The organism is Paenibacillus sp. TSM33, assembly GCF_056099025.1.
Genome location: NZ_JBLZXB010000010.1, coordinates 667,923 through 689,778, shown reverse-complemented (window position 1 = coordinate 689,778; position 21,856 = coordinate 667,923). Strand labels below are relative to the sequence as shown.

At 44.5% G+C, this 21,856-nt stretch carries 23 protein-coding genes and 1 tRNA gene; 9 read left to right on the top strand and 15 right to left on the bottom strand.

Annotated elements, in window-relative coordinates; translation table 11 throughout:
* Positions 1 to 103: 103 nt before the first annotated feature.
* On the bottom strand, positions 104 to 301 hold the full coding sequence (locus ACN6NF_RS07065; RefSeq protein ID WP_474316431.1) for a hypothetical protein: 198 nt from the start codon (positions 299 to 301) through the stop codon (positions 104 to 106).
* Between the two features lie 307 nt (positions 302 to 608).
* Here ACN6NF_RS07065 and mnmL point away from each other — a divergent pair, with 307 nt between their 5' ends.
* From mnmL to ACN6NF_RS07045, 4 genes are all read left to right on the top strand, one after another.
* Positions 609 to 1,562 carry a tRNA modification radical SAM protein MnmL/YtqA gene (mnmL, locus tag ACN6NF_RS07060; protein WP_474316429.1) on the top strand — a complete coding sequence of 318 codons (954 nt, stop codon included), beginning with the start codon at positions 609 to 611 and terminating at the stop codon, positions 1,560 to 1,562.
* The gene (gene mnmM, locus ACN6NF_RS07055) at positions 1,563 to 2,144 is read left to right on the top strand and encodes a tRNA 5-(aminomethyl)-2-thiouridylate-methyltransferase MnmM (protein ID WP_474316427.1); all 582 of its coding nucleotides are present in this window, start codon (positions 1,563 to 1,565) and stop codon (positions 2,142 to 2,144) included.
* A gap of 171 nt (positions 2,145 to 2,315) precedes the next feature.
* A complete protein-coding gene (locus ACN6NF_RS07050) occupies positions 2,316 to 3,290 on the top strand; it encodes a type I phosphomannose isomerase catalytic subunit (RefSeq protein WP_474316425.1) in 975 nt (324 codons plus the stop codon).
* Between the two features lie 25 nt (positions 3,291 to 3,315).
* Complete coding sequence (locus ACN6NF_RS07045) at positions 3,316 to 4,320, top strand: alpha/beta fold hydrolase (protein WP_474316423.1); 1,005 nt, start codon at positions 3,316 to 3,318, stop codon at positions 4,318 to 4,320.
* A gap of 101 nt (positions 4,321 to 4,421) precedes the next feature.
* Here the strand turns inward: ACN6NF_RS07045 and ACN6NF_RS07040 are convergent, their stop codons facing one another.
* From ACN6NF_RS07040 to ACN6NF_RS07030, 3 genes are all read right to left on the bottom strand, one after another.
* Positions 4,422 to 4,952, bottom strand: a complete 531-nt coding sequence (locus ACN6NF_RS07040; RefSeq protein ID WP_447249986.1) for a YfiT family bacillithiol transferase — start codon at positions 4,950 to 4,952, stop codon at positions 4,422 to 4,424.
* A 142-nt stretch (positions 4,953 to 5,094) separates the two neighbouring features.
* A complete protein-coding gene (odhB, locus tag ACN6NF_RS07035; protein WP_474316420.1) occupies positions 5,095 to 6,390 on the bottom strand; it encodes a 2-oxoglutarate dehydrogenase complex dihydrolipoyllysine-residue succinyltransferase in 1,296 nt (431 codons plus the stop codon).
* 5 nt (positions 6,391 to 6,395) lie between these two features.
* A complete protein-coding gene (locus ACN6NF_RS07030; protein WP_474316417.1) occupies positions 6,396 to 9,293 on the bottom strand; it encodes a 2-oxoglutarate dehydrogenase E1 component in 2,898 nt (965 codons plus the stop codon).
* Between the two features lie 587 nt (positions 9,294 to 9,880).
* Here ACN6NF_RS07030 and ACN6NF_RS07025 point away from each other — a divergent pair.
* A complete protein-coding gene (locus tag ACN6NF_RS07025) occupies positions 9,881 to 11,152 on the top strand; it encodes an MFS transporter (RefSeq protein WP_474316413.1) in 1,272 nt (423 codons plus the stop codon).
* A 237-nt stretch (positions 11,153 to 11,389) separates the two neighbouring features.
* On the opposite strand, the gene ACN6NF_RS07020 is transcribed toward ACN6NF_RS07025, so the two are convergent.
* Positions 11,390 to 11,463, bottom strand: a tRNA-Pro gene (locus ACN6NF_RS07020).
* Between the two features lie 130 nt (positions 11,464 to 11,593).
* Here ACN6NF_RS07020 and ACN6NF_RS07015 point away from each other — a divergent pair.
* Positions 11,594 to 11,902 (top strand): hypothetical protein, encoded by a 309-nt coding sequence (locus ACN6NF_RS07015; protein WP_474316410.1) that lies wholly within the window; start codon positions 11,594 to 11,596, stop codon positions 11,900 to 11,902.
* An 82-nt stretch (positions 11,903 to 11,984) separates the two neighbouring features.
* Here ACN6NF_RS07015 and ACN6NF_RS07010 read toward each other — a convergent pair whose 3' ends face one another.
* On the bottom strand, positions 11,985 to 12,350 hold the full coding sequence (locus ACN6NF_RS07010; protein WP_474316409.1) for a hypothetical protein: 366 nt from the start codon (positions 12,348 to 12,350) through the stop codon (positions 11,985 to 11,987).
* 337 nt (positions 12,351 to 12,687) lie between these two features.
* On the opposite strand from ACN6NF_RS07010, the gene ACN6NF_RS07005 reads away from it, so the two are divergent.
* Complete coding sequence (locus ACN6NF_RS07005) at positions 12,688 to 12,909, top strand: helix-turn-helix domain-containing protein (RefSeq protein ID WP_164965397.1); 222 nt, start codon at positions 12,688 to 12,690, stop codon at positions 12,907 to 12,909.
* A gap of 355 nt (positions 12,910 to 13,264) precedes the next feature.
* On the opposite strand, the gene ACN6NF_RS07000 is transcribed toward ACN6NF_RS07005, so the two are convergent.
* Positions 13,265 to 14,065, bottom strand: a complete 801-nt coding sequence (locus ACN6NF_RS07000; protein WP_474316407.1) for a barstar family protein — start codon at positions 14,063 to 14,065, stop codon at positions 13,265 to 13,267.
* 159 nt (positions 14,066 to 14,224) lie between these two features.
* The gene (locus ACN6NF_RS06995) at positions 14,225 to 14,698 is read right to left on the bottom strand and encodes a HEAT repeat domain-containing protein (RefSeq protein ID WP_474316404.1); all 474 of its coding nucleotides are present in this window, start codon (positions 14,696 to 14,698) and stop codon (positions 14,225 to 14,227) included.
* Positions 14,699 to 14,906: 208 nt separating this feature from the next.
* On the opposite strand from ACN6NF_RS06995, the gene ACN6NF_RS06990 reads away from it, so the two are divergent.
* Positions 14,907 to 15,665, top strand: a complete 759-nt coding sequence (locus ACN6NF_RS06990) for a DUF2087 domain-containing protein (RefSeq protein ID WP_430210510.1) — start codon at positions 14,907 to 14,909, stop codon at positions 15,663 to 15,665.
* 33 nt (positions 15,666 to 15,698) lie between these two features.
* Positions 15,699 to 16,040 (top strand): GIY-YIG nuclease family protein, encoded by a 342-nt coding sequence (locus ACN6NF_RS06985; RefSeq protein WP_016820599.1) that lies wholly within the window; start codon positions 15,699 to 15,701, stop codon positions 16,038 to 16,040.
* Here the strand turns inward: ACN6NF_RS06985 and ACN6NF_RS06980 are convergent.
* From ACN6NF_RS06980 to ACN6NF_RS06950, 7 genes are all read right to left on the bottom strand, one after another.
* Complete coding sequence (locus tag ACN6NF_RS06980) at positions 16,035 to 16,595, bottom strand: GNAT family N-acetyltransferase (RefSeq protein WP_474316402.1); 561 nt, start codon at positions 16,593 to 16,595, stop codon at positions 16,035 to 16,037. The two genes, ACN6NF_RS06985 and ACN6NF_RS06980, sit on opposite strands and share 6 nt — an antisense overlap.
* A 29-nt stretch (positions 16,596 to 16,624) precedes the next feature.
* Positions 16,625 to 17,182, bottom strand: a complete 558-nt coding sequence (locus ACN6NF_RS06975; RefSeq protein ID WP_474316399.1) for a hypothetical protein — start codon at positions 17,180 to 17,182, stop codon at positions 16,625 to 16,627.
* A gap of 278 nt (positions 17,183 to 17,460) precedes the next feature.
* Positions 17,461 to 18,405 (bottom strand): class I SAM-dependent methyltransferase, encoded by a 945-nt coding sequence (locus ACN6NF_RS06970; RefSeq protein WP_474316396.1) that lies wholly within the window; start codon positions 18,403 to 18,405, stop codon positions 17,461 to 17,463.
* A gap of 117 nt (positions 18,406 to 18,522) precedes the next feature.
* The gene (locus ACN6NF_RS06965; RefSeq protein ID WP_474316395.1) at positions 18,523 to 19,734 is read right to left on the bottom strand and encodes a rhamnogalacturonan acetylesterase; all 1,212 of its coding nucleotides are present in this window, start codon (positions 19,732 to 19,734) and stop codon (positions 18,523 to 18,525) included.
* Positions 19,735 to 19,794: 60 nt separating this feature from the next.
* Entirely contained in the window at positions 19,795 to 20,277 is a 483-nt protein-coding gene (locus ACN6NF_RS06960) for a ribosomal maturation YjgA family protein (RefSeq protein ID WP_474316392.1), read from the bottom strand.
* A 194-nt stretch (positions 20,278 to 20,471) separates the two neighbouring features.
* A complete protein-coding gene (locus tag ACN6NF_RS06955) occupies positions 20,472 to 21,059 on the bottom strand; it encodes a GNAT family N-acetyltransferase (RefSeq protein ID WP_474316390.1) in 588 nt (195 codons plus the stop codon).
* Positions 21,056 to 21,769, bottom strand: coding sequence for an HAD family hydrolase (locus ACN6NF_RS06950; protein WP_474316388.1), 714 nt, complete (start codon positions 21,767 to 21,769; stop codon positions 21,056 to 21,058). The genes ACN6NF_RS06955 and ACN6NF_RS06950 overlap by 4 nt, the downstream gene beginning before the upstream one ends.
* Between the last annotated feature and the right edge of the window lie 87 nt (positions 21,770 to 21,856).

Below are 21,856 nucleotides of genomic sequence, written 5' to 3'. Positions count from 1 at the left end.
TTACTCCTCCATATACTCTGTTATCAAGGAAAAAGGAATTCCACCCCCGCTTGAAGATACGGAAATGAAATTCCTTTTTCAATATATTTGGATTGGGGTCCAACTAATTTAATTGTTCATAGTCTACCCTATCAACAGGTGAAAAATCAATTGTCTTTTGGCAAGCGGCTCTGATTTTTTGACGTGCAGCCGTTCCAATCTGACGATCCTGCCCAAAACGGACACCAGTCAATGCTAACGCCTCATCAAAGGTTAACTCAACAGTAACTTTATCCATACGCGTCTTATCCTGCGTATTCATAAAAGATCACCTCACGGGTTATTTGTGATGGAACCGACATGCACTTCCCCTAAAACAGGCGATAGAAACAGCATAGCTGCCTCCCTGAAGAATAATCATTAGCAATTGATAACTTTTTATCTTCAGGATTAAAAACAGTCCTTTTATCATATGTCTGGTACCGCTTACAATATAACATATTGTGTAACCTTTTTCAATCCGAAAAGCCCTAAAATCCGCACTTTTTAATGACTTTCTCGCTCAAGTGATTCCCATTTAAGATTGAATTTTGTTACAATAGGGTGATCGTAAAAAAAGGAGTCCTCCCATGAAAACAGATTTGTTGCCTGCTCCTCTCCTGTGGGGAGATAAACGGTTCCATACATGGAATTACGAAATGCGCGAGCAATTTCAAAATAAAGTGTTTAAAGTCATGCTGGATGCGGGTTTTACTTGTCCAAATCGCGATGGTTCCATTGCCAAAGGGGGGTGTACCTTTTGTAGTGCACGCGGATCCGGTGATTTTGCCGGACGTCGCCGCGATGATTTGGTCACCCAGTTTAATACGATTCGGGATCGCCAGCATATAAAATGGCCCAACGCTAAATATATTGGTTATTTTCAAGCTTACACCAATACGTATGCCCCGGTTGAGGAACTACGAGAATATTTTGAGGTTATTTTGGAGCAGCCCGGTGTTGTCGGTCTGTCCATCGCTACACGTCCCGATTGCCTGCCTGATGATGTAGTCGATTATCTAGCCGAGCTGAACGAACGCACGTACCTGTGGGTCGAAATGGGCCTACAAACTGTCCATGAATCGACCTCTGAGCTGATTAATCGTGCTCATGATACTCAGTGCTATCTGGATGCTGTAGAAAAGCTACGTAAGCGGAATATCCGTGTGTGCGCCCACATCATTTATGGTCTACCGCAGGAGACACATGAAATGATGCTCGATACAGGACGCGCAGTAGCAGCTATGGATGTGCAGGGCATCAAAATCCATCTGCTGCATCTCATGCGTAAAACGCCAATGGTTAAGCAATACGAAGCAGGATTGCTACGCTTTCTGGAAAAGGACGAGTACATTAAGCTCATTGTAGATACGCTGGAGTTTCTCCCCCCTGAAATGATCGTTCATCGGTTGACCGGAGATGCACCACGCGATTTACTGATGGGGCCCATGTGGTCGCTTAAAAAATGGGAAGTGCTTAACGGAATTGATAATGAACTGAAATCACGTGAAACGTGGCAGGGAAAATACTGGAGGAAATCTTAAATGGGATTCCTGTCTGTTCTGAGCTATGCTCATCAATTAGTAGCCGCGCGGGTGCAGCCAGGCGATACTGCTATAGACGCCACTGTCGGCACAGGCGCAGATACGTTGTTTCTGGCTAAAGCTGCTGGCAAACGCGGCCATATCTACGGCTTCGATATCCAGCAGGAAGCTTTGGATTACGCCCGTCGTCGGCTGGAAGAAGACTCTTCCCCTTCATTAGCAGAAGTATCACTACTGCTGCAGGGCCATGAGCAAATGCGGGAGGCCGTTCCGGACCTACTGCATGGCAAAGTGGCTGCGGTCATGTTTAACCTTGGCTACTTGCCGTCCGAAGGCGCCAATCCTACGGTCATCACGCATACAGACAGCACGCTCGTCGCACTTGAAGCTGCCTTGCAATTGCTGCGGCCGCGTGGGATTCTGACTGCCGTATTATATCCAGGGCACGCCGGAGGCAGGGAAGAAGCAGAAGCCGTCCTGCAATGGGCTTCCGCCCTTCCAGTCTCCAGCGGTCAAAGCATTATTTACCGTCAATTACAACGAGACGCTTCACCTTACGTAGTGGCGGTTGAAAAAAAATAATGTCGGGTTATTAAACTCGTGTGTTTAGGTAATGAGCGACTTTCTTAGCCGCCTTACATATATTTTTAGCGCCATATGGGTCTATTCATCCTGGTCTATTGCCCAGCGGCACGTTTTGATTGCCTCATTCTGTTAGATCGTACTCATTACTCATTATGGAGGAGAGAAATCATGCTAAAGCCATACCCGCTGCAATTTCAACCTGAGTTCAAAGAGAGAGTTTGGGGAGGACGAGCCTTAGAACAATTTGGTCTGACCCCACCAGAAGGACATATTGGTGAAGGATGGATGATTGCCGATCATCCAAACGGAACAACAACGGTCATCAATGGCGAGCTGGCTGGAAAAGGACTAGATGAAATCCGGGAAACCTACGGACAGGATTGGCTTGGGGCAAAGGGCGTATCGAAAAAAGGCGGACGTTTCCCACTTTTGATCAAGCTACTGGATTGTAATGATGACTTATCCGTTCAGGTTCATCCGACGGATGATTACGCTGGGCTTCCAGCTGGAGAATTAGGAAAAACTGAAATGTGGTACGTGCTTGATGCCAAGCCGGATGCCAAAATTATTTATGGTCTGACCGAAGGTGTAACCCGAGAAAGTCTGCGTACAGCTCTTGAAAGCGGAGATATCATGGGCAGTTTGCGTCAGGTGCCAGTTGAAGCAGGCGATACATTCTTCATCCCCGCTGGAACCGTGCATGCACTGTGTGCGGGTGTTGTGGTTGCTGAAATTCAGCAAAATTCAGATACAACCTATCGCTTATATGACTACAATCGTCCCGGTCTGGACGGCAAACCTCGTGAGTTGCACATCGAGGACTCCCTGAATGTAACCTCTTACGAAGGTGCAGGCGCAACAACGATGAAAACAGACGGCTTGCAGCCTGGAGAATGGCTCCAACTGGCATCCTGTGAGTATTTTGTTGTAGAAAAGGGTATCGTAGATGGAAGTTGGACACTTTCTACAACAGAAGATAGCTTCACTATCCTTGTAATTTGCAAAGGCAGTGGAACCATAACATGGGACAGTAATACGGAGTCTCTTTCCTGTAAAGCTGGAGATTGTTTCCTGCTCCCTGCCAATCTGGGCGGTTACACGCTGAATGACGGAATGACCGTACTTAGATCTTATCTTCCTTAAAGCCTAAAGGATGTGATGTCTAATCATGCGGGAATACACCTTCACCATCGCTGAAGATGACGGAACAGAGCTTTTTGCTTACCGATGGCTACCCGAGCAGAATATTCCCGTCAAGGGGATCGTTCAAATTTCGCATGGCATGTGTGAGACGTCCTACCGCTACCTTCGGCTGGCCGAAAAACTTACCGCTTCTGGCTACGTTGTGTATGCCAACGATCATATCGGCCACGGACGCACAGCTGGTGATCCTGATAAGCTCGGTGTGCCGGGAGCCAATGCATTCAATCGAATGGCCAAAGGCATGCTGGAGCTAGGCGAAATTGCGGCCAAGGAATTCCCTGATCAGTCTCGTTTTTTACTGGGTCACAGCATGGGGTCCTTTTTAACCCAGAAAATTATGTATGATGATCAGCAGACGTATCACGGGTTTATTTTGTCGGGAACCAACGGACGACGTAGTCTGCTGAAACTCGGAGAGCAGGTTGCCCTGCTGCAAGCCAAACTGCAAGGAATGGATCATCGCAGCATGCTGCTCAACGCTATGGTCTTTGGCGGCTTTAACCGTGCCTTTCGTCCGGTACGCACAGCGTTCGACTGGCTGTCCCGTGATCCTGAGGAAGTAGATCAGTTCGTGCACGACCCATTTTGCGGAGCTATTTGCACGACAGGCTTTTTCCTTGATTTTTTTAGGCTTTTGCAAGAAATCCACTGGCCTTCTTCGCTGCAAAAAATTAATCCAAAACTGCCCGTTTATATTTTTGCCGGGGATCGTGATCCGGTGGGCTTGTTCGGAAAAGGTGTGTTGTCGCTAGTGGATATGTATCGAAGCTTGGAGCTTCAAGACGTGGAGTATCGTCTTTATCCTGATGGTCGCCATGAGATGCTGCATGAAACAAATCGAGATGAGGTAATGAGCGACATCTTGGACTGGCTCGACCGTCATATTAACACAGGGGAAACCTCAGTTTCCGTTTTGTCAGGAGCCTCCGAAGCATCCACTTTATCAGCTTCACCCAAGTCATCATCCTAGTGAGGAATTAGCAAAAGAAACCTTTAAAGCACGATTAAAGTGGCTTTAAAGGTTTCTTTTGTATTCCTTCATATTTCATCAGGGCATCATTTTTGAGTTAATTACCATGCATTTCGTTCTTTCAGGGAAGTAATATGAGCTGTGTGATGTTTGCCATGCCAGGCATAGATACCAATGTTTCGTTCCAGACGGATCGTCTGGCCCGATTCAGGATGAATAAACGTACGGTGTAGCTGATCTTCCCCCAACGAACGCAACATGGTCACCCACCGCTCATGTAGTCCTTCCAGCAATTGCAGCGAAGGTTCCAGTGGAAGCTCCCTGGCATCTGGTATTTCGGCCCAACGCCCCTCATCATAAGGTTTGATTGTCGGTGTATCCTCCGTCAGCGCCAGCTTAAAACGGATATAGCTGTTCATGTGGCTGTCTGCCAAATGATGGACCACCTGCCGAATCGTCCATCCTCCTTCGCGATAAGGCGTATTTAGCTGCTGCTCATTCAGTCCTTCAACCGCCTGACGCAGTTGTCCAGGCAATTCAGCAATGTCGTCGATCCATGTGATCAGCTGTTCTTCTGTAATGGGTTCTGGAACCACGAACGGTCCAATCGGGTAGCGCAAGTCTTTGTCCAAAACAGTTCCCGCCCTTCTTTTGTATCTGAATGTCGGCAATGTCTATAGCCTTATGTTAGTACTATGCAGGAAAAAAAGCAGACCCGCAAGAGTCCGCTTTTGTCATGCACGTTCAGAGGAGATGCACTCGCCTGATTTATTTTTATCCTTCCAGCAACAATGATTCGGGATCTTCCAGCAATTCTTTGACCGTTACCAGGAAACGGACCGCCTCGCTACCATCAATTATACGGTGGTCGTAGGACAACGCGATGTACATCATTGGACGATTTTCCATACGTTCCTCGTCGATGGCAATCGGTCGAAGCTGGATTTTATGCATGCCCAAAATACCCACTTGCGGTGTATTCAGAATTGGTGTAGACAGCAGCGAACCGAAAATACCCCCATTGGTTATGGTAAAGGTTCCTCCTTGCAGGTCTGCCAGGGAAAGTGAATTGGAACGGGCTTTGCTAGCCAAATCGGCAATACTCTTCTCGATTTCAGCAAAACCAAGACGATCCGCATCCCGGACAACGGGAACGACCAAACCTTCCTTAGCAGATACAGCAATCCCAATATCATAGTATTTTTTCAGTACGATATCATCGCCATTGATTTCTGCATTCACAGTAGGGAAGCGCTTGAGCGCGCCAACCACTGCCTTCGTAAAGAAGGACATAAAACCCAACCCTACATCGTGTTTCTCCTTAAACTTATCTTTACGGCGTTTGCGCACATCAAGAATGGCGGTCATATCCACTTCATTAAAAGTAGTAAGCATGGCGGCTGTTTGCTGTGCTTCAACAAGACGCTTGGCAATCGTCGCTCTCCGACGGGACATCCGCTGCCGCTCCACAGGCTTGCTGTACTCTGTTTGAGATGGAGACGGGGACACAGGCTTGCTGGCAACGGGAGGCGCAGGTACAGATGCTGTACGTGATACTTCAGCACCATTATGCGTTTTTACGTCCTCTTGGAACACACGTCCAAGCGGGTCCTTTCCCTGTACCTGCTCCAGATTAATCCCACGCTCACGCGCCAGCTTCCGGGCGGATGGTGATGCCGTCTGACCATTTCCGTCGCTATTGGAGGGAATTGCCGGTGCAGACTTTTCTACTGCTTTACCACCGCTTTCTACGGAAGTTGGTGGAGTTGCTACGGACGGCGCTTCAGGCGCTTGAGTCGCTGCGGCTTCTCCGGCACCAGTTGCTTCCGCACCACTGCCGCTTCCAATCAAGCCAACAGCCTCACCGATAACCACAGTATCCCCCTCCTGACGAAGGATTTTCTGGACCACACCTGCTTCTTCCGCACTAATTTCCAGATTGACCTTATCCGTTTCCAGCTCCAGTAGAACATCTCCCTGTCCTACGGAATCTCCTTCCTTCACAAGCCATTTGGAGATTGTTCCCTCCGTGATGGATTCTCCCATTGCTGGCACTATAATGTCGCTCACAGCCGCTACCTCCCCAGTGTAATATTGTTTTTGGAATCCTGCTTCAACGCCGATTGAATAATTCGCTGTTGTTCTAGGCTGTGTACTTGCTGATAACCACTCGCCGGGCTGGAACGATCTGGTCTGCCTGCGTAGCGAATTTCCGCTCCCTGTGGCACAACCTCCCGCAGACGAGGCTCCATGTAACTCCAGGCCCCCATATTTTTAGGTTCTTCCTGAGCCCATACGAACTCCTTCACATGTGGGAAACGACTGAAAATATTCCGAATTTCCTCTGCCGGGAAAGGATATAGCTGCTCCACACGAATAATGTGCAACCACTCTTCTGCCTCGTTCCCGTTCTTATCCTTCTCCAGCGCTTCCTCTAGATCAATGGCAATCTTGCCACTGCACAGTACAATGCGCTCTACCCGATCTGGACGTGATCCCAGACCAGGTTGCTCCAACACAGGACGGAATGTTCCCTCACTGAATTCAGAAGCAGGCGAAGCGACACGATTGTTGCGAATCAGACTTTTCGGCGACATCATCACCAGCGGACGAGCTTCCTCACTTTCGCTTAATGCAGCCTGACGGCGCAACAGATGGAAATACTGTGAAGCGCTGCTCAAATTGGCGACAGTCCAGTTATTTTGTGCAGACAACTGGAGGAAACGCTCCAGACGTGCACTCGTATGCTCTGGCCCTTGTCCTTCGCTACCATGCGGTAACAGCATCACCAGACTGGATTTCTGTCTCCATTTGGCACGGCCAGCGGAAATGAATTGGTCAAAAATAACCTGCGCACAGTTGGCAAAATCGCCGAATTGCGCTTCCCAAATGACCAACGTCTCAGGAGAAAACACGTTATAGCCATACTCGAAGCCGAGGACTGACGCCTCAGACAATGGACTGTTATGAATACTGAACGAAGCACGTGCTTCTGGCAATGTATGCAGCGGGCAATGTGTACGCCCGGTTTCGGGCTCATGCAGCACAAGGTTACGATGAGCAAAAGTAGCACGCTCCGCATCCTGACCTGTCATACGAATAGGCTTGCCGTCTGCTAGAATGGTGGCCAAGGCCAGCGTCTCCGCCAAGCTCCAATCTACCTTTTCACCCTCGTTCAGAGCTGTTTTTCTACGTTGTAAAATTCGTTCCAGCTTCGGATATACATGAAAAGCCTGTGGCCATTTGAGCAAGTTTTCATTGATTTGGCGCAGCTTTTTCAGTTCAACCGCAGTACGGACCGGAGAGCTCTGATTTTTTTTCCCCTTCACAGCTGTAAATTCAGGTTCCTCTTCTGGTTGATTCTTCACATGCTCATGTGCTTCCTTCAGTCGGTTTTGGACCTTCTCAATCAGAGCAGTACTAAATGCTTCATCAACTATGCCCTGCTTCATCAGCTTTTGAGCATACAATTTGCTAACCGTCGGATGATTCTTCACCTTACGATACACTAGTGGTTGTGTTGTTTCAGGATCATCGGATTCATTGTGACCATAACGACGGTAACCAATCAGATCAATCAGAAAATCCTTCTTGAAACGATTGCGGTATTCGCCAGCCATACGAGCCGCTGCAATACAAGCCTCGGGATTATCCGCGTTCACGTGTACAATCGGAATTTCGTAGCCCTTAGCCAGATCGCTGGCATAACGGGTCGAGCGTGAATCAACACTCTCTGTCGTAAAGCCCAGACGATTGTTCACAATAATATGCACTGTACCGCCATTACGGAAGCCGCGCAAATTGGTGAAATTGAGTGATTCGGCTACAATACCTTCACCCGGAAACGCCGCATCACCGTGCATAATAATGGTAGCTGCTTTGCTGACATCCAGCTTCGGATAGCCCGCTTCACTGCGGTCTTCCTGCGCCGCGCGCGAAAAACCTTGGACAACCGGATTGACATATTCCAGGTGGCTTGGGTTGTTCGCCAATGTCAGACGGGCTTGCACGGCTTCTCCATCTTTTACAAAACGGTCTGCGCCCAGATGGTATTTTACATCCCCAGTCCAGCCGTAATTAATTCCAGTGGAACCTTCCGACGGAATCAGATCCTTATTCGGTGAATGATGAAATTCAGAGAAAATTTTGCTGTAAGGCTTGCCCAGCACATGTGCCAATACATTCAGACGGCCGCGATGCGCCATCCCCATCAGGACATGACTTGCTCCTGCATTTGTGGTTAGACGAATAATCTCGTCGAGTACAGGGACAAGCACATCATTACCCTCGATGGAAAAACGCTTCTGCCCGACGAATGTTTTATGCAAGAACTCTTCGAACTGTTCTACTTCTACCAATCTACCCAGCAACGACTTGCGTTCCTGTGTTGTGAGTGGCTTGGAGGACCAACCGGATTCAGCATAGCTATTCAACCAGCTACGTTCCTCCTCGTTATGAATGTGACTAAATTCATAGGCTATCGGTCCTGTGTATGCTACACGTAGCCGTTGAATGGCTTCCCATCCGTTCAGTGTTCCCGCAGGAGCGTTATCCCATATTAAAGAGGCTGGAAAAGCCTTCAGGTCTTGTTCAGTTAAACCGTAAGATGCTGGATCAAGCAAACGTGTATCCTGCTCTGCATCCAGTCCCAGTGGGTCAATTTGGGCGGCCAAATGTCCGTATTCACGGATATTCCACACCATTTTACCCGCTGTAACCGCTTTCTGTAATATGTTTGAATCAAGGTGCCCCAGAGCACTTGTAGGGGGGCCTTGCAACTTGTTGTCTATCATGGAAGCAGCCGAATATTCGGATTGTGGCGGCTCGCCCCATTGATCAAACAGCTCGCGGTAAGCCGGATCAACTGTTCCGGGGTCCGCTACATACTTTTCATACTGGTCCTGCACATAACCTAGATTAGGTCCATAATACGTCTGCCAAGGTACCTGTCTGCTGCTCTCTTCCATTGTCATCTCGTTCCCTCCGTCAAATTTTGAAATTCATAGCTGGACGGAAATCATTTTCATTTTGATGTTTTGTTAAATCTTTAATTTGAGTAATTCACACTATGTTCACATTATATGAAATCCATCATCAAAAGTCGAATTTCACAGTGCTTATTTCTCTTCCATTGTATAAAGTTTTCTAGCTATGAGCATTTCCTTTTTCTCAACATATCCATGCGTAAATGAGATGAATCGGGTTGTTCTGTAATTCTGTAGCCTTGATCATTTAAAAAATAGGATGTGATATAAAATGATTCCTAATCACAAACTAAAATCTGCGGCTGGTATAAAAAGGTGATCATTACAAATGGCGAGGATCTAACTCTATTGAAATGGGAGATTGACACCCTTCTGTGAGTCAGTAATCAAACACATGGCAACTTAAATAACCAGCCGTCGGATATCACCGATGGCTGGTTATTTAAGTTGCCGATACGATGCAAATTCAAACTTATAGTGACATTAAAGTCACTTTTCTGTACAATTTTCCTACTTTTCACTATTATTTTACTTAGGCATCTAAAAACCGCTTTGAAAGCGAAAGGGATGGAACTGTGACTGGACTAAAACAAATACTCAGAAACAAGAATTATGTCAGGTTTTTTCTGGCAACCTTCGCCTCACAAATGGGGGGAATTATCGGGGTTACTGCATTCATGTTTTATTTGTTGAAACGGTTTACAAATCAGCCTTACTATGCAACGCTTGCCGAGTTAATGTATTCGCTCCCGATGCTGGTAGTATTTCTCGTGGTTGGAGTGCTGGCAGATCGGATGGACAGACAAAAAATTGCTGTTAATTGTGACTGGATCAGCGCTTTTTTATCCTTATGCTTGCTTATTTTTATTTGGATCGATTCGATTCCTTTGGTATTTGCCCTCCTCTTCATCCGTAGTGCTATCTCCAAATTTTTCTTTCCAGCCGAAAGTGCCATTATACAGGGAATATTAACCGAAGACGATTACACCATTGCCGCAGGCCTCAATCAAATGATGGGAAGTCTCTTCATGTTATTTGGAGGAACTTTAGGGGCCGTCGTCTACTGGCACCTTGGAATTACTGGAGCCATCCTCATTGATGCTGTTTCTTTTATTGTGTCTGCACTGCTTATTCGTTCCTGCAAAATTCCCAAGGAAGTACGCCTTCCGAACGGGGCACATCAATTTAAACAATTAAAATTCAAACTTGTCATGATTGATTTTAAACAAGGGTTTCTTTACATATTACGCAACAGACTATTGCTTTGGTTGGTTTCAGGCTTTTTTATGTTCGGTATTTTAAATGGTGGTTTTAGCGTTTTACCAATGTTTATTCTTAAATATAAGCTAGCTCCAGGCAACTATGAACAGTATATGGTTTGGACAGGTATTATTTTCGGGGCTGGTGTGTTGCTTGGTACCCTAATCGCTTCGCTCATCTCCGCCAAGCTAAAGCTACACCAAATGATTGCAGCCGGAGTTCTGGTTGCCGGAATAGGTATGTGCATACTTGGATTTGTTAACCACCTCTATGCTTTTCTGATTATCAATTTTGTCATTGCACTGATACTTCCGTTCATTAACATCGGTATAGGAGGATGGCTGCCTCGTATTGTAGATCCTCAAATGATGGGACGTGTGCAAGGTTTGATTAATCCGTTAATGATGCTGTCCCAGTCACTTACATTAGGTTTCATTGCTGTAAGCTTTCCTTCATTTATTTCAATTGAGCTCTTGTTTTTATTAGTTGGGGTCTGTACCGTTATGGTAGGCATATACTACACTATTGTGCTTCCCCGTTATGCTGATTACAGCACTTCTTCTAAGGCCTTTCAGGAATCTCTATAAGTAAATTAAAAAGTCATAAATGATAGTATGGGGGGATTGTTGATATGCCACTTTTGCCTACGAATCCCGTGCAGAAGTGGCTTCATCCTATCTCCCCTCAATACTTCACAAGTACACACTTTTGTTATAACACTAGCTTCAAAACCAAGTAGAGACAAAAGATCAATAGGTTATGTAATATACAAAAAAATGCCCGGCAGGCGCACTATCCGCACCCGCAGGACATTTGGATTATAATCGGAGTAGCGGGATTCGAACCCACGACCTCGCCCACCCCAAGGGCGCGCGCTACCTGGCTGCGCTATACCCCGATGAATCAGTGTATGTAAATCGTTGCTGTTATTTACCATTATAATCTGGTCATAAAAGCCTGTAAAGGCATAATTTAGTCTGAGTGACGAAAGAAGTATAGGTCAAAATCTGAGATCACAGGAGCTAACCATGCAGAGCAAAAAAATAATCATTTCCGCAGCACTATTACTTTTTTTAGTACAATTAAGCATTCCTATGTGCTATACCTTTGCACAGAATGACTTTGTCATAGATCAAAAAACGAAAGAGAGACTAGTAGAGCAATATGGCTTGGAAGAACCTCAGCCACCTACATCTGAGCAGCAGCAAAACGTATCATTGGGAAGTGATTTTGGTTTTACTCCATCTGTTGGTACTGTTTTGGTGGAATTGACCATATTAACTCGGAATCCGCTCGTATTCATTAGCCAACAACTGATACATTCGCTAAAATCATAAGCTGTTTTTTATTCGGAAAATTCAATAATGTAAAATATAGAAGGATTTTTTTGTAGCAAGTTGCCTGCTGCCTAAAGTCACTTCATCTTTTTTTGAAAAGGTTTAATTCAATAGGGCCCCTACCATGTAGCCACAGCAGTTCATCGAATAAAAATGTCAGTCCATCCTTGTTACGCAAGCGCTCAATGATCTCCGTGACAACTTGCATAACTTCCCCTTGTACACCCTCTGCCAGTTGCAAGCCTCCGCTCTCTCCATCCAGGTAAAGATGTGTATGATATGATTCCTCCACCTTCTTTACATGGCGCAAACACAGTATGCCATTTTCGAGGTAAAAGAAATATTGACGGTCATAAAGAACTCCTTCGCATATTTCATACATATGAGGGTAATCATACGGCCCCTGAACCATGGATACCCGTTCCAATTCTATTACCGATTCTGTCATACATCCTCGCTCCAATCTTTCATTTATCACAGCTTAGTTCGATGAAATATTAACCTGTATTACAATCTATCCTTTTAAAAAACATTCAAAATAATTTCATAACGTTGTTAAATGCATTTCAAATGGAAACTTCTATACGTTTTTTAAGCCTCCTCACGCATTTATTTGTTAGGATTATCAATATAGTGACTGTTGCTAATTTTAAAGCATTTTGATACTATGAAGGCATCAAATTAGTTTACTTATAATCTTGTTAACTAGATTACTTGATACAAATATACACCTCTGTTTTACACATGTCAACTAGTTTACTTGATTACTTCTTGGAGGAATTGTTGTGATTAGATTTTCTCTTGATAAAATTATGAAGGATCGTGGACTCGAACAGAAAGATATTGTTTCTATTACGGGAATTAATAGAAATACGGTTAAAGCTTTGGCCTCCAACGCAAACGCCCGAATTGACTTTCCAACCTTGAATACACTTTGTAGAACCCTTGGCGTACTCCCTGGTGAACTGATCGAATACTTGCCAGAAGACGACAAAGAGAGCCGTTAACATGTTAACGGCTCTCTGTTCTTTGTATAATATTTAAAATACTTTTTTACCGATCTTCCCACTCAATTAGATTTCACACCGTAATCCCTTTCTATAAGGCGATTTTAAATATATTTCTCCCACGTATGATAAATCTCCAATAAAGCATTATATCTATTTCCTTAGTCAAACCAGTGATAACAGGACGATTTACGCTAAAATAAGACTTTGGTTCCTGAATGATCCTCTTCTAACTCCAAAGCACTTTCACTTTGAATCTGTACATTCCCTAGATACCATTCCCAAATATCTATGTGCAAAAAGGGGGGTGCATTAATTTATATTCCATTTCAAAATCCCTTCTTGCTTTGCTATCTTAATTCGAAGAAAAATTCACGGTGACGCCACCTGATACTAAGATCGTTAGAAGATCCTTAAAATATTGTTGTGATGATAATCCATAACATCTCTCTTCTTGATCCCATTTTTCCTGAAATTTCTCCAAGAAAAAATGTGCGTTTTTCCAATGGATTGTGAACGGACCTACTGCCCCAAAACCTCCACAGAGACAGTCCGATATACTGCCCAAGCTAAATCCAAAGTACCCTCCCGGCCCATTAATCGCTTCACCAAGTGCTATAAAAAATGTTGTAAAATCAGATATGTATTCGCCGTCTAAGGTGTAAACTTCTCCTCGTTTATCCCGTCTGGCAAAATAATTAGATGCAGAATGTATTCTGGTCACGTTTAGCCATCCGGATCGCTCTTCTTTAGAGAAGGTATGCCATATATTATTTTCATGGGGCTGAGTTCCCTTTAAAAACTCCCATAATCTTAATTCTACAGAGGACGGCTTCGTTTCAAGTATGCCTGTTAACTCCAGATTGAAATTTTCTTTATTATAATTTAGTTTATGGATGATGTAGGACTCAGGTAGGTGATAATGATAGCTTCCAATCCCTTTTTCTTCATCATTTAAAATTACAATGTACAAGTTGGATACAGATTGTTTGGTCTTTGCTATGTTTCTTATGAATTCCTCATTTAAGACAAATTGTTCAAAAATGACCTTTTCATACGTTTCGACCATAATATCACCCGTTAGCCCAACCACATCTCCACAATAACCAACTGTGAGCCCGCTTTCATCATCCATGACAGCAAATCTATGTTTCATACCATATCTCCTCACTATTTTTTCAAGGAATGAGCATTTAAGTTACCATTTTTAGCTTCTCAATTATTTTGAAGCCGCTAAGGATTGAAATCCCCTGGCTTTTTAATTATCTTCACTACTTCAACCAGACCTCTCAAATATAAAATCATGTAAAAAGTTCTAAAGATTCAGCAAAAAGTCTCGCTTATATTTATTTTTATGATCTTCCAGCTTTCCTCTTATCATTTGTCTGCATATATCCTTTTGAGCTTTAGTAATTTTATCTTGCACGTTACTTATCAATTGATAAGATTGTCTACTCACTTCAAAGTTATCATCCAGTAAATCTACCAGCATCACAACATGATTAGATACATCAAAAAATTCTAGAGCATATAAAGGCGTGCCTCTATTCCCTTTCGTTTCGGGACTTCTTAACAAATCGATAAGTGGTAACACTGCTTCACTGTCTCCTAGATCAGCTAACGTAACAGCGATTGCATTCCTCAGCAATACACTATCCGTCGTTGCTAAATATCTCAATAATATTGGAGCTAATGAATGATCCAATGTTTCACCCACATCCTCTATTATCTTCAAAGCTTCCTTTAAATCTCCACTTTCTATGACTTCTTCTAATCGTACTTTGTTCATAGTTTACCAATCCACCTTATTACGATATTAGCAACTATCCCGTCTTCATCCAATTCAATAATTTAGATATGATAACAATTCTATGTCTCTTTTGTATATAGCGAACATTGTTTGGGATCGTAAACACATATACACTCATTGATTTTAAGTAAACAAAATGTTATATTGTCTATAAAATAATCATCATTTAATTGAGGTGTTTGCTAAAATGGACCATTCCGAACTATTCTGGAATGCTGGTATCGAAGAACTGAAGCGTGGATATATTCGCCAAGGGGAGCAGGTAATTTGCCTCTTGGACGGACAACGATATGAACAAGGCATCATATATCAGGATCAAGGGGTATTTTATGACGCGGAACGGTATATGCGTCTTCATATTGAGCGGACGTACGGTTCGGTGTTTAACTATTTGATCGGTCTGGACAAAAAGCTGACCGGACTGACGGATCACCAGAATCGGTTACTTCAGTTATTTTATCAAGGCATGGGTGATGCGGACATTCAAAAGGAAACCGGAATCGGCAGCGCATCTACCATACGCAATCATCGCTTTGGTCTCAAGGAAAAAGAACGACAGGCCAAAGTATTTCTCACATTAATGGAACTGTTAAAGGAGAAAGACCATCACGCTCCCGCCATGGTAGAAGTACCCGTACGAGCACGGATGGTAGATGAACGCTACAACATTACGGAAGACGAGAGACAAAAGGTACTCACGAAGTATTTTCCGAAGGGTACAGACGGGCGCCTAAAGACCTTTAAAATGCAAGAAAAGCACAAGCTGATTGTGCTGCGTGAAATTGCAGACCGTTTTGTAAAAGGACAAATATATCATGAGAAAGATATCAATGCGATTTTACAGGAAGTATATGACGATTATGTCACGGTGCGAAGATATATGATTGAATACGGTCTATTGGATCGCAAACCGGATGGCAGTGAATATTGGTTGAAGGAATCTTGAAGCTAGGCGCTTATAAAATAGGAGGATTGGACAATGGATCGAAGAAAAGAACTAGTTCAGCAATACATGGAGATGAAGACAGAGGCAGGAATCTATTGTATTCGCAATACACGCAATGGGAAAATTTTTGTCGCTTCCACGCCGAATTTAAAGTCGCTGAATGGACGGCGTTTTGAGCTGCAAATGGGTGGATTTAAGAACAAACCACTACAACAGGAATGGAATGAATATGGCGAAGATTCGTTTGAATTTGAAGTGCTGGACGTTTTGAAGAAAAAAGATTCGGAATTCTTTGATGTCAAAGATGCACTGGCAAAGCTGGAGCAGACCTGGCTTGATCGACTCCAGCCTTACGGAGACAAAGGATATTTATAAACTTACGGGAAACTCCGTCCGAAGATAGCCAAAAACAACAGCGTCAACAAACTGACCTTTTTCATAGAAGTAATCTCTCAGGTGACCCTCTTTAGTAAAGCCACTTTTGAGCAGCAGCCGTCTGGAGCCTTCGTTATCTGGATCAATGAAGGCTTCTATACGGTGAACCTGCGGCAATTGAAAGCCATAATCCACTACCGCTCTCAACGCTTCTGTCATCAGCCCTTGTTGCCAATATTCCGGCGCCAGCTCATAGCCAATTTCAATACGAGAGTGCTCCTTCTGCCAGTTATGAAATCCAATTGTACCCACCACCTGCTCAGGAGCTTCTTTTAACGTAATTCCCCAACGAAAACCCGCTTGCTTCTCGTATCTGGTTAGCATGGAACGAATAAATTTCTCAGCTTGCTCTACCTCCGTAAAACTTTCCAAATCATAATATTTTGTGACCTCATCTCTGGAAAAATAGGTGAATACATCCCTCGCGTCTCCTAATGTAAGTTGTCTTAAACGAAGCCGACCGGTTTCCAAAACCGGAAACGTTTCCGTTGTCATCATTCATCTCCTCCTTTATATCACAAAACCTATCTTGTCAACCACCAGCCAATCCCCACCATCATTCCATTGATGAAGAATAATGCGATGCATGCTCTCCACTTGTTGATTTCACTTGTTTGAAAAAAGCCAGTCACGGTACTACGGCACATAAACAACGTAAACAATAAATTCCAAATAATACGCATTCCATATTTAACGTAGTATAGAGCAGGACTTAGCTGCGCACCGCCTAACATTGGGGAGACATCGGGAATAAACAGAATTGCACACGCATAACGCATGGTCTCATATGTAAAATAAAATAATGCCAGCCACCAAGCCCACTTCTTACCGAACAACATACCAATACCAGCAACCGTTCCTGCCAAACCGAGCAACGCGATAAATCCTTGAAACATGCCCCTGCACATGCCTAATAACGTAGAAGCTTCATTTAGTGCATTGAGCGTCAATAGCTGTGTCACCAACAGGAGTGCTCCATTAAAAATCAGTAAAATAGCTGAAATGCTTACACCTAAAGGTCGTTCGAAAACCACGTTCGTTACATAATCTTCTACTTCTTTTTTTGTATACAGATCGGACACTTCTTCTACTCTCCTAACCCAATTATTACATCCATTTTGCGGCGGGCATAATAACAGTGTGTTCTCGCCTCATTTCCATATATCGGCTTTTAGGAAAATATGGTTTAATCTTCCCTGAAAAATTCCGTTAGTTATACAATAATTTATTATTCAGGGCAACTGAGCTATCAAATCAACGACATGAGAATCCTGATCATTAACAGAATCCCAAATAGAGTAATATCTATCCTTATACTACCATTCCAAGAGTGAATCTGACAAATGGCTGATACTAGCACTTATGAATGTATACGCGTTATCTTCGTAGCTCTAAAACCTTCATATGACTGGAAATACTCTACTTGATAACCCATTTGGGCATCCAAAAGCTCTTCCATAAACGGGAGGCACGGGCTGTAGATAAAGCTCCCTCCTGGCCGAATGGCTTTAAGCAATTCCATATATTTACGAGCGTACTCATGGATATTACCATCTGCCTTCAGATGATGATGCATAAAATGATTGGAGAATGCCATATGTGAAACGATCGTTCCCCATCTACTTTCTGCATAAGTAGTCGCTAACCAATCTCCTCGGATGATACAACCGTCTGTTTCAGCCAGCCGATCTGTTCCGTATGCCTCAATTCCGTAGGCACGTAAATAAGTAACCAACCGTGCCTCTGATCCGCAGCCAACATCTAGAACAGGCTCTTGCAAACGAGCAATGTCCAATCCTAGCAGATTTGCTTGCAACTCCGGTGTATATTCCTCACAAGGTATCCAAAAAGTATACTCACTCTCTGCATACTTAGCAAACATTTCACTTCCATTGGTACGAGTTAAAAAATATCTCAAATGCCCATAATGCTGCTGGAACAGTAATTCCAGAGTTGCCCCTGCTATAGACTTCTTTTGGAACAGCTTTTCAATCCGGGTGAAGAATCGATCATACAGCTCCGTAAGCTCCCTCGCATGATCTGCGTGAAAATGTAGATACTGATTGGTATTTACAAACTGGGACAGTATTTGGGCCGCTACATCCTTCACAAAAACATGATACGTATGCTGGCGCTTCAAGCTTTTAAGCATGAGGATCAGTTCCGAGCTTCGCTGCGTCAGCCAGTACGTCATTTCCGTTGAAGGTCCTAACAGAACAGAACCCTCGCGCATATAAAATAAACTCCGATGCTGATTATGCAGGAGTTGACCGTTAATAAGATTATGAAGTTGAGCGACTGTCATACTACTTCCTCCTTAAAGTCCAGAACATTAAAGCCCCACCCAAGCCTAAATCATGCTGCTGGGTTTGGGTAGGGCCAGCTTATTTTCTGAGTATATCATGGTTATGGAAACTCGGTGCTATTGCAGATTCTCCGTCTTTACATTAGAGGATAAAGGAATATTCAAATCACGAACCCCTTGGGCTACCAAGCGGGCTATTTGCTCTGCACCATACTCCTGAAAATGTGTATCATCCTTCACGCCATCAGGAAATGCAGGATACACACCTGGCTCCAAATGTAAAAATAGTGGAAGTGTTCCTTCCAGGCCTAGTGTATCATAGTAGGCTACACTCAATTGACTAAGATCGATCAGTGCAACGCCCGTCTCTGATGCTGTTTCCTTCATCGCCTGCACATATTCCGGGAAACTCATCCGAAACGAAGCACTTGCTGCATCATAATCGCGGCGACCTACAGGAGTAATTAGCACAGGTACCGCACCACGTTGAGTTGCTCCTTGGATGTACGTTTTCAAGTAAACTTTATAATCGGCAGGTGAAACATAGCGCTCCTGATTATTGATCGCGGCATCATTATGCCCAAACTGTATGAACAGATAATCTCCTGGACGGATATTCCGTAAAATATCATCTAACCGCCCTTGAACCAAAAAGGTCTTCGTGCTACGTCCACCAATAGAACGATTCACAAAAATAGTTTCATCTGTAAAAAACGGAGCAATCATTTGCCCCCAGCCCGCCTGAGGCTTCATCGAGGCTTTATAGGTTTGAACCGTAGAATCTCCCGCAAGGTATACGGAAGGATACTCTCCAGCCGTTCGAGCTTCCTTGGGAGTGATAACCAAGGCGTTAATCTTCGCTTCATTTCCCGAAAAATACAATTCGAGCTGACCGTCGATGAGTGCTAGCTCAAACCCAGCCTCGACAAATTGTCCTGCTGTTTTGGCGGTAGGCTCTACTTTAACAATGGATTCGGCTTTAACCGTAATGTCTGTGTTTCCGGCAGTATCTCCGGCAATTAGAGAAAGCGTGTAATCCGCAGGTGGTAAATTGACGACAAATGTTGAGCCTTGAACACGAACAAAATCTGAGCGTATAGCATCACTTCCACCACGATTTTCTTCATTTACCTTGGAAAGATCGGTAAACCCATAGCCACGCTCAGGCGTGTAAGCATCCTTGGCAGTGACCTGAATGTAGCCGTCAGCTACATCCCCAGGGCCAAAATCAAAACGAAGAGGCGCCGCAAGCTGCTTTTCGGCTAATGCCTGCCCTGGAATAAGTATGGTTGCAAACAACAAGCTGAACCCTGCGCATAACTCAATCATCTTACCGAACAACCTGTGACGCCTTCTCTTTTGTTTCAAGCGCAACCCTCGCTTCTTAGATTATTTGAGTGGTTTGCCATCATCTATACGTCTATTGATCCCCGCCAGCCTTTGGCAGCCTTGGTCCAGTGCCCAGGATATCACAATACCAACCGTGTACCTGATCAGATCCACGGTCAGAAACCCTTTGCCCAGCACTAGGCCGCCCAGGGTCGTCCCCCGAATGTGGTTAATCCAGGGAGCTTGGTACATCTGACTGAATTCAATAGCGAAGCAAAACAGCAAACTGCCCCAAAGGGCTACAGACAACCGACGATTCACCCACAACATTCTCAGTCCAAAATAAATCATGCACGCCCACAAGGCATCCCCAAATTGATTGGCAACGAATGCAGGTAACCTGGTGGAGAAAGCTCTGCTTCCCAAGCCCAACAAGATCATGACCAGCACGGCAACCAGATACGCAGCGCGGGTCTTCCAGTGGAACTTTCCCTTTATTTCCCGATTAATTTCCCAATTGCTGCTCTTACGCAGTTTTCTCATACTAAACTACTTTTCCTGACACTGGAAAATCTCCGCAATGCTGCTGTAAACTTTGTCAATCCTTCTCTTGGGATAGCGCTTGCAAGATTGCTGAACCTTAAGCTGATGTCATATTGTATGCACACCAACTTGTCTGTATTTTTCGTCATATCATGAATCATAATAACCCCCCCGCAATATCATACAATCGCTTGCTAAAATTCAACACCACGCACCTTGGCAAAAACCATTTGGTGTGCCATGCTTCCCTCTTCATCATACTCGACGTTTCTTAAAATTCCCTCCAGTGTAAAACCTGCACGTTCTGCTACCTTGGCACTGCGCGTGTTTCTGGAATCACAACGAATTTCCACCCGATTGGCATGCAAATGCTGTATGGCAAAATCCGTAATACCGTGCACAGCCTCGGTTATAATACCTTTTCCGGTCCATGATGTTCTGAGCCAATATCCAATTTCAAATCTTCGTGCATCCCAATCAATACGATGCAGACCGCTGCTGGCTACAAATTGTCCCGAAGCCGTATCAAATATGTACAGCATCATGTCAGATCGATCCAGAAATTTAAGTCTGGCTTGGCGTGAACGGATTTCAGATTCCTCTACCGTAGGGAGATTTCTGGCAAAAGGAAGCCAGGGCCGCAGCTCATGTACACTCTCTCGTATCGCCTCATTGACCGCTGCTCCATCGCCCCACTGCGGAGCGCGTATGGTTAATCGCTCCGTCTGGAATTGTTCCGGGAACGATAACAGAATAGGATTCGGTTGCTGCTCGGTACTCAAGATGCTCCCTCCTCCATATTCGATGGATAACTGAGACGATCCAGCCAGCCTGTGATTTCACGTAGGCTCCCAACCTGATGATCCGGTACAATACCTACTTCATTCCACGTCATAAAGCCTTCCAGCCAAATGGTATGCAATCCTGCGCTTTGCGCACCCCGAATATCATTTGTCGGATGATCGCCTACATAACAAGCATGACCAGGTTCGGCAATGTCCAGCTCTTTCAGTGCCAACTCGAAAATTCGAGGATTAGGCTTCTCGACGTTGACTCCGCCTGATACGATAATGGAATCCACGTAATCTCTCAGCATCACCCGGTCAATCTTCGCCTGCTGTGAACGGTGTGAGCCGTTGGTAATAATACCAAGCTTCAAGCCCCGAGACCGCAGTTCAGACAGCACTTCCTTGGCTCCGTCCATCAGTACCGTAAATTTATGAAATTCACCATACCAAAAGCCCAGCATCTCCTGTACTGTCGTATCGGGATTTTTCAGCTTCAGGTCTGCATGCAGCTCCGTATACAGATCCCTTTTATCCCGATAGCCGTCCTGATCCGCCAGACGTATTCGTTCAACGACCGCCGCACGGCTGGCCGGTTCTTCTGCCACAATAAATCGTTCTATAAAGCGCTCCGTATATGCCGCGAATGCCTGTTTGCGGTGAATCAGTGTATTATCCAGATCAAAAATAATGGCTTCTATAGACATAACAAGCTCCTTTCTGTCCGTAAATTTATACCGATCAGCTCGAAACAAATTGAATAACTCCAATCATAATAAGCAAGAAAAAAATGG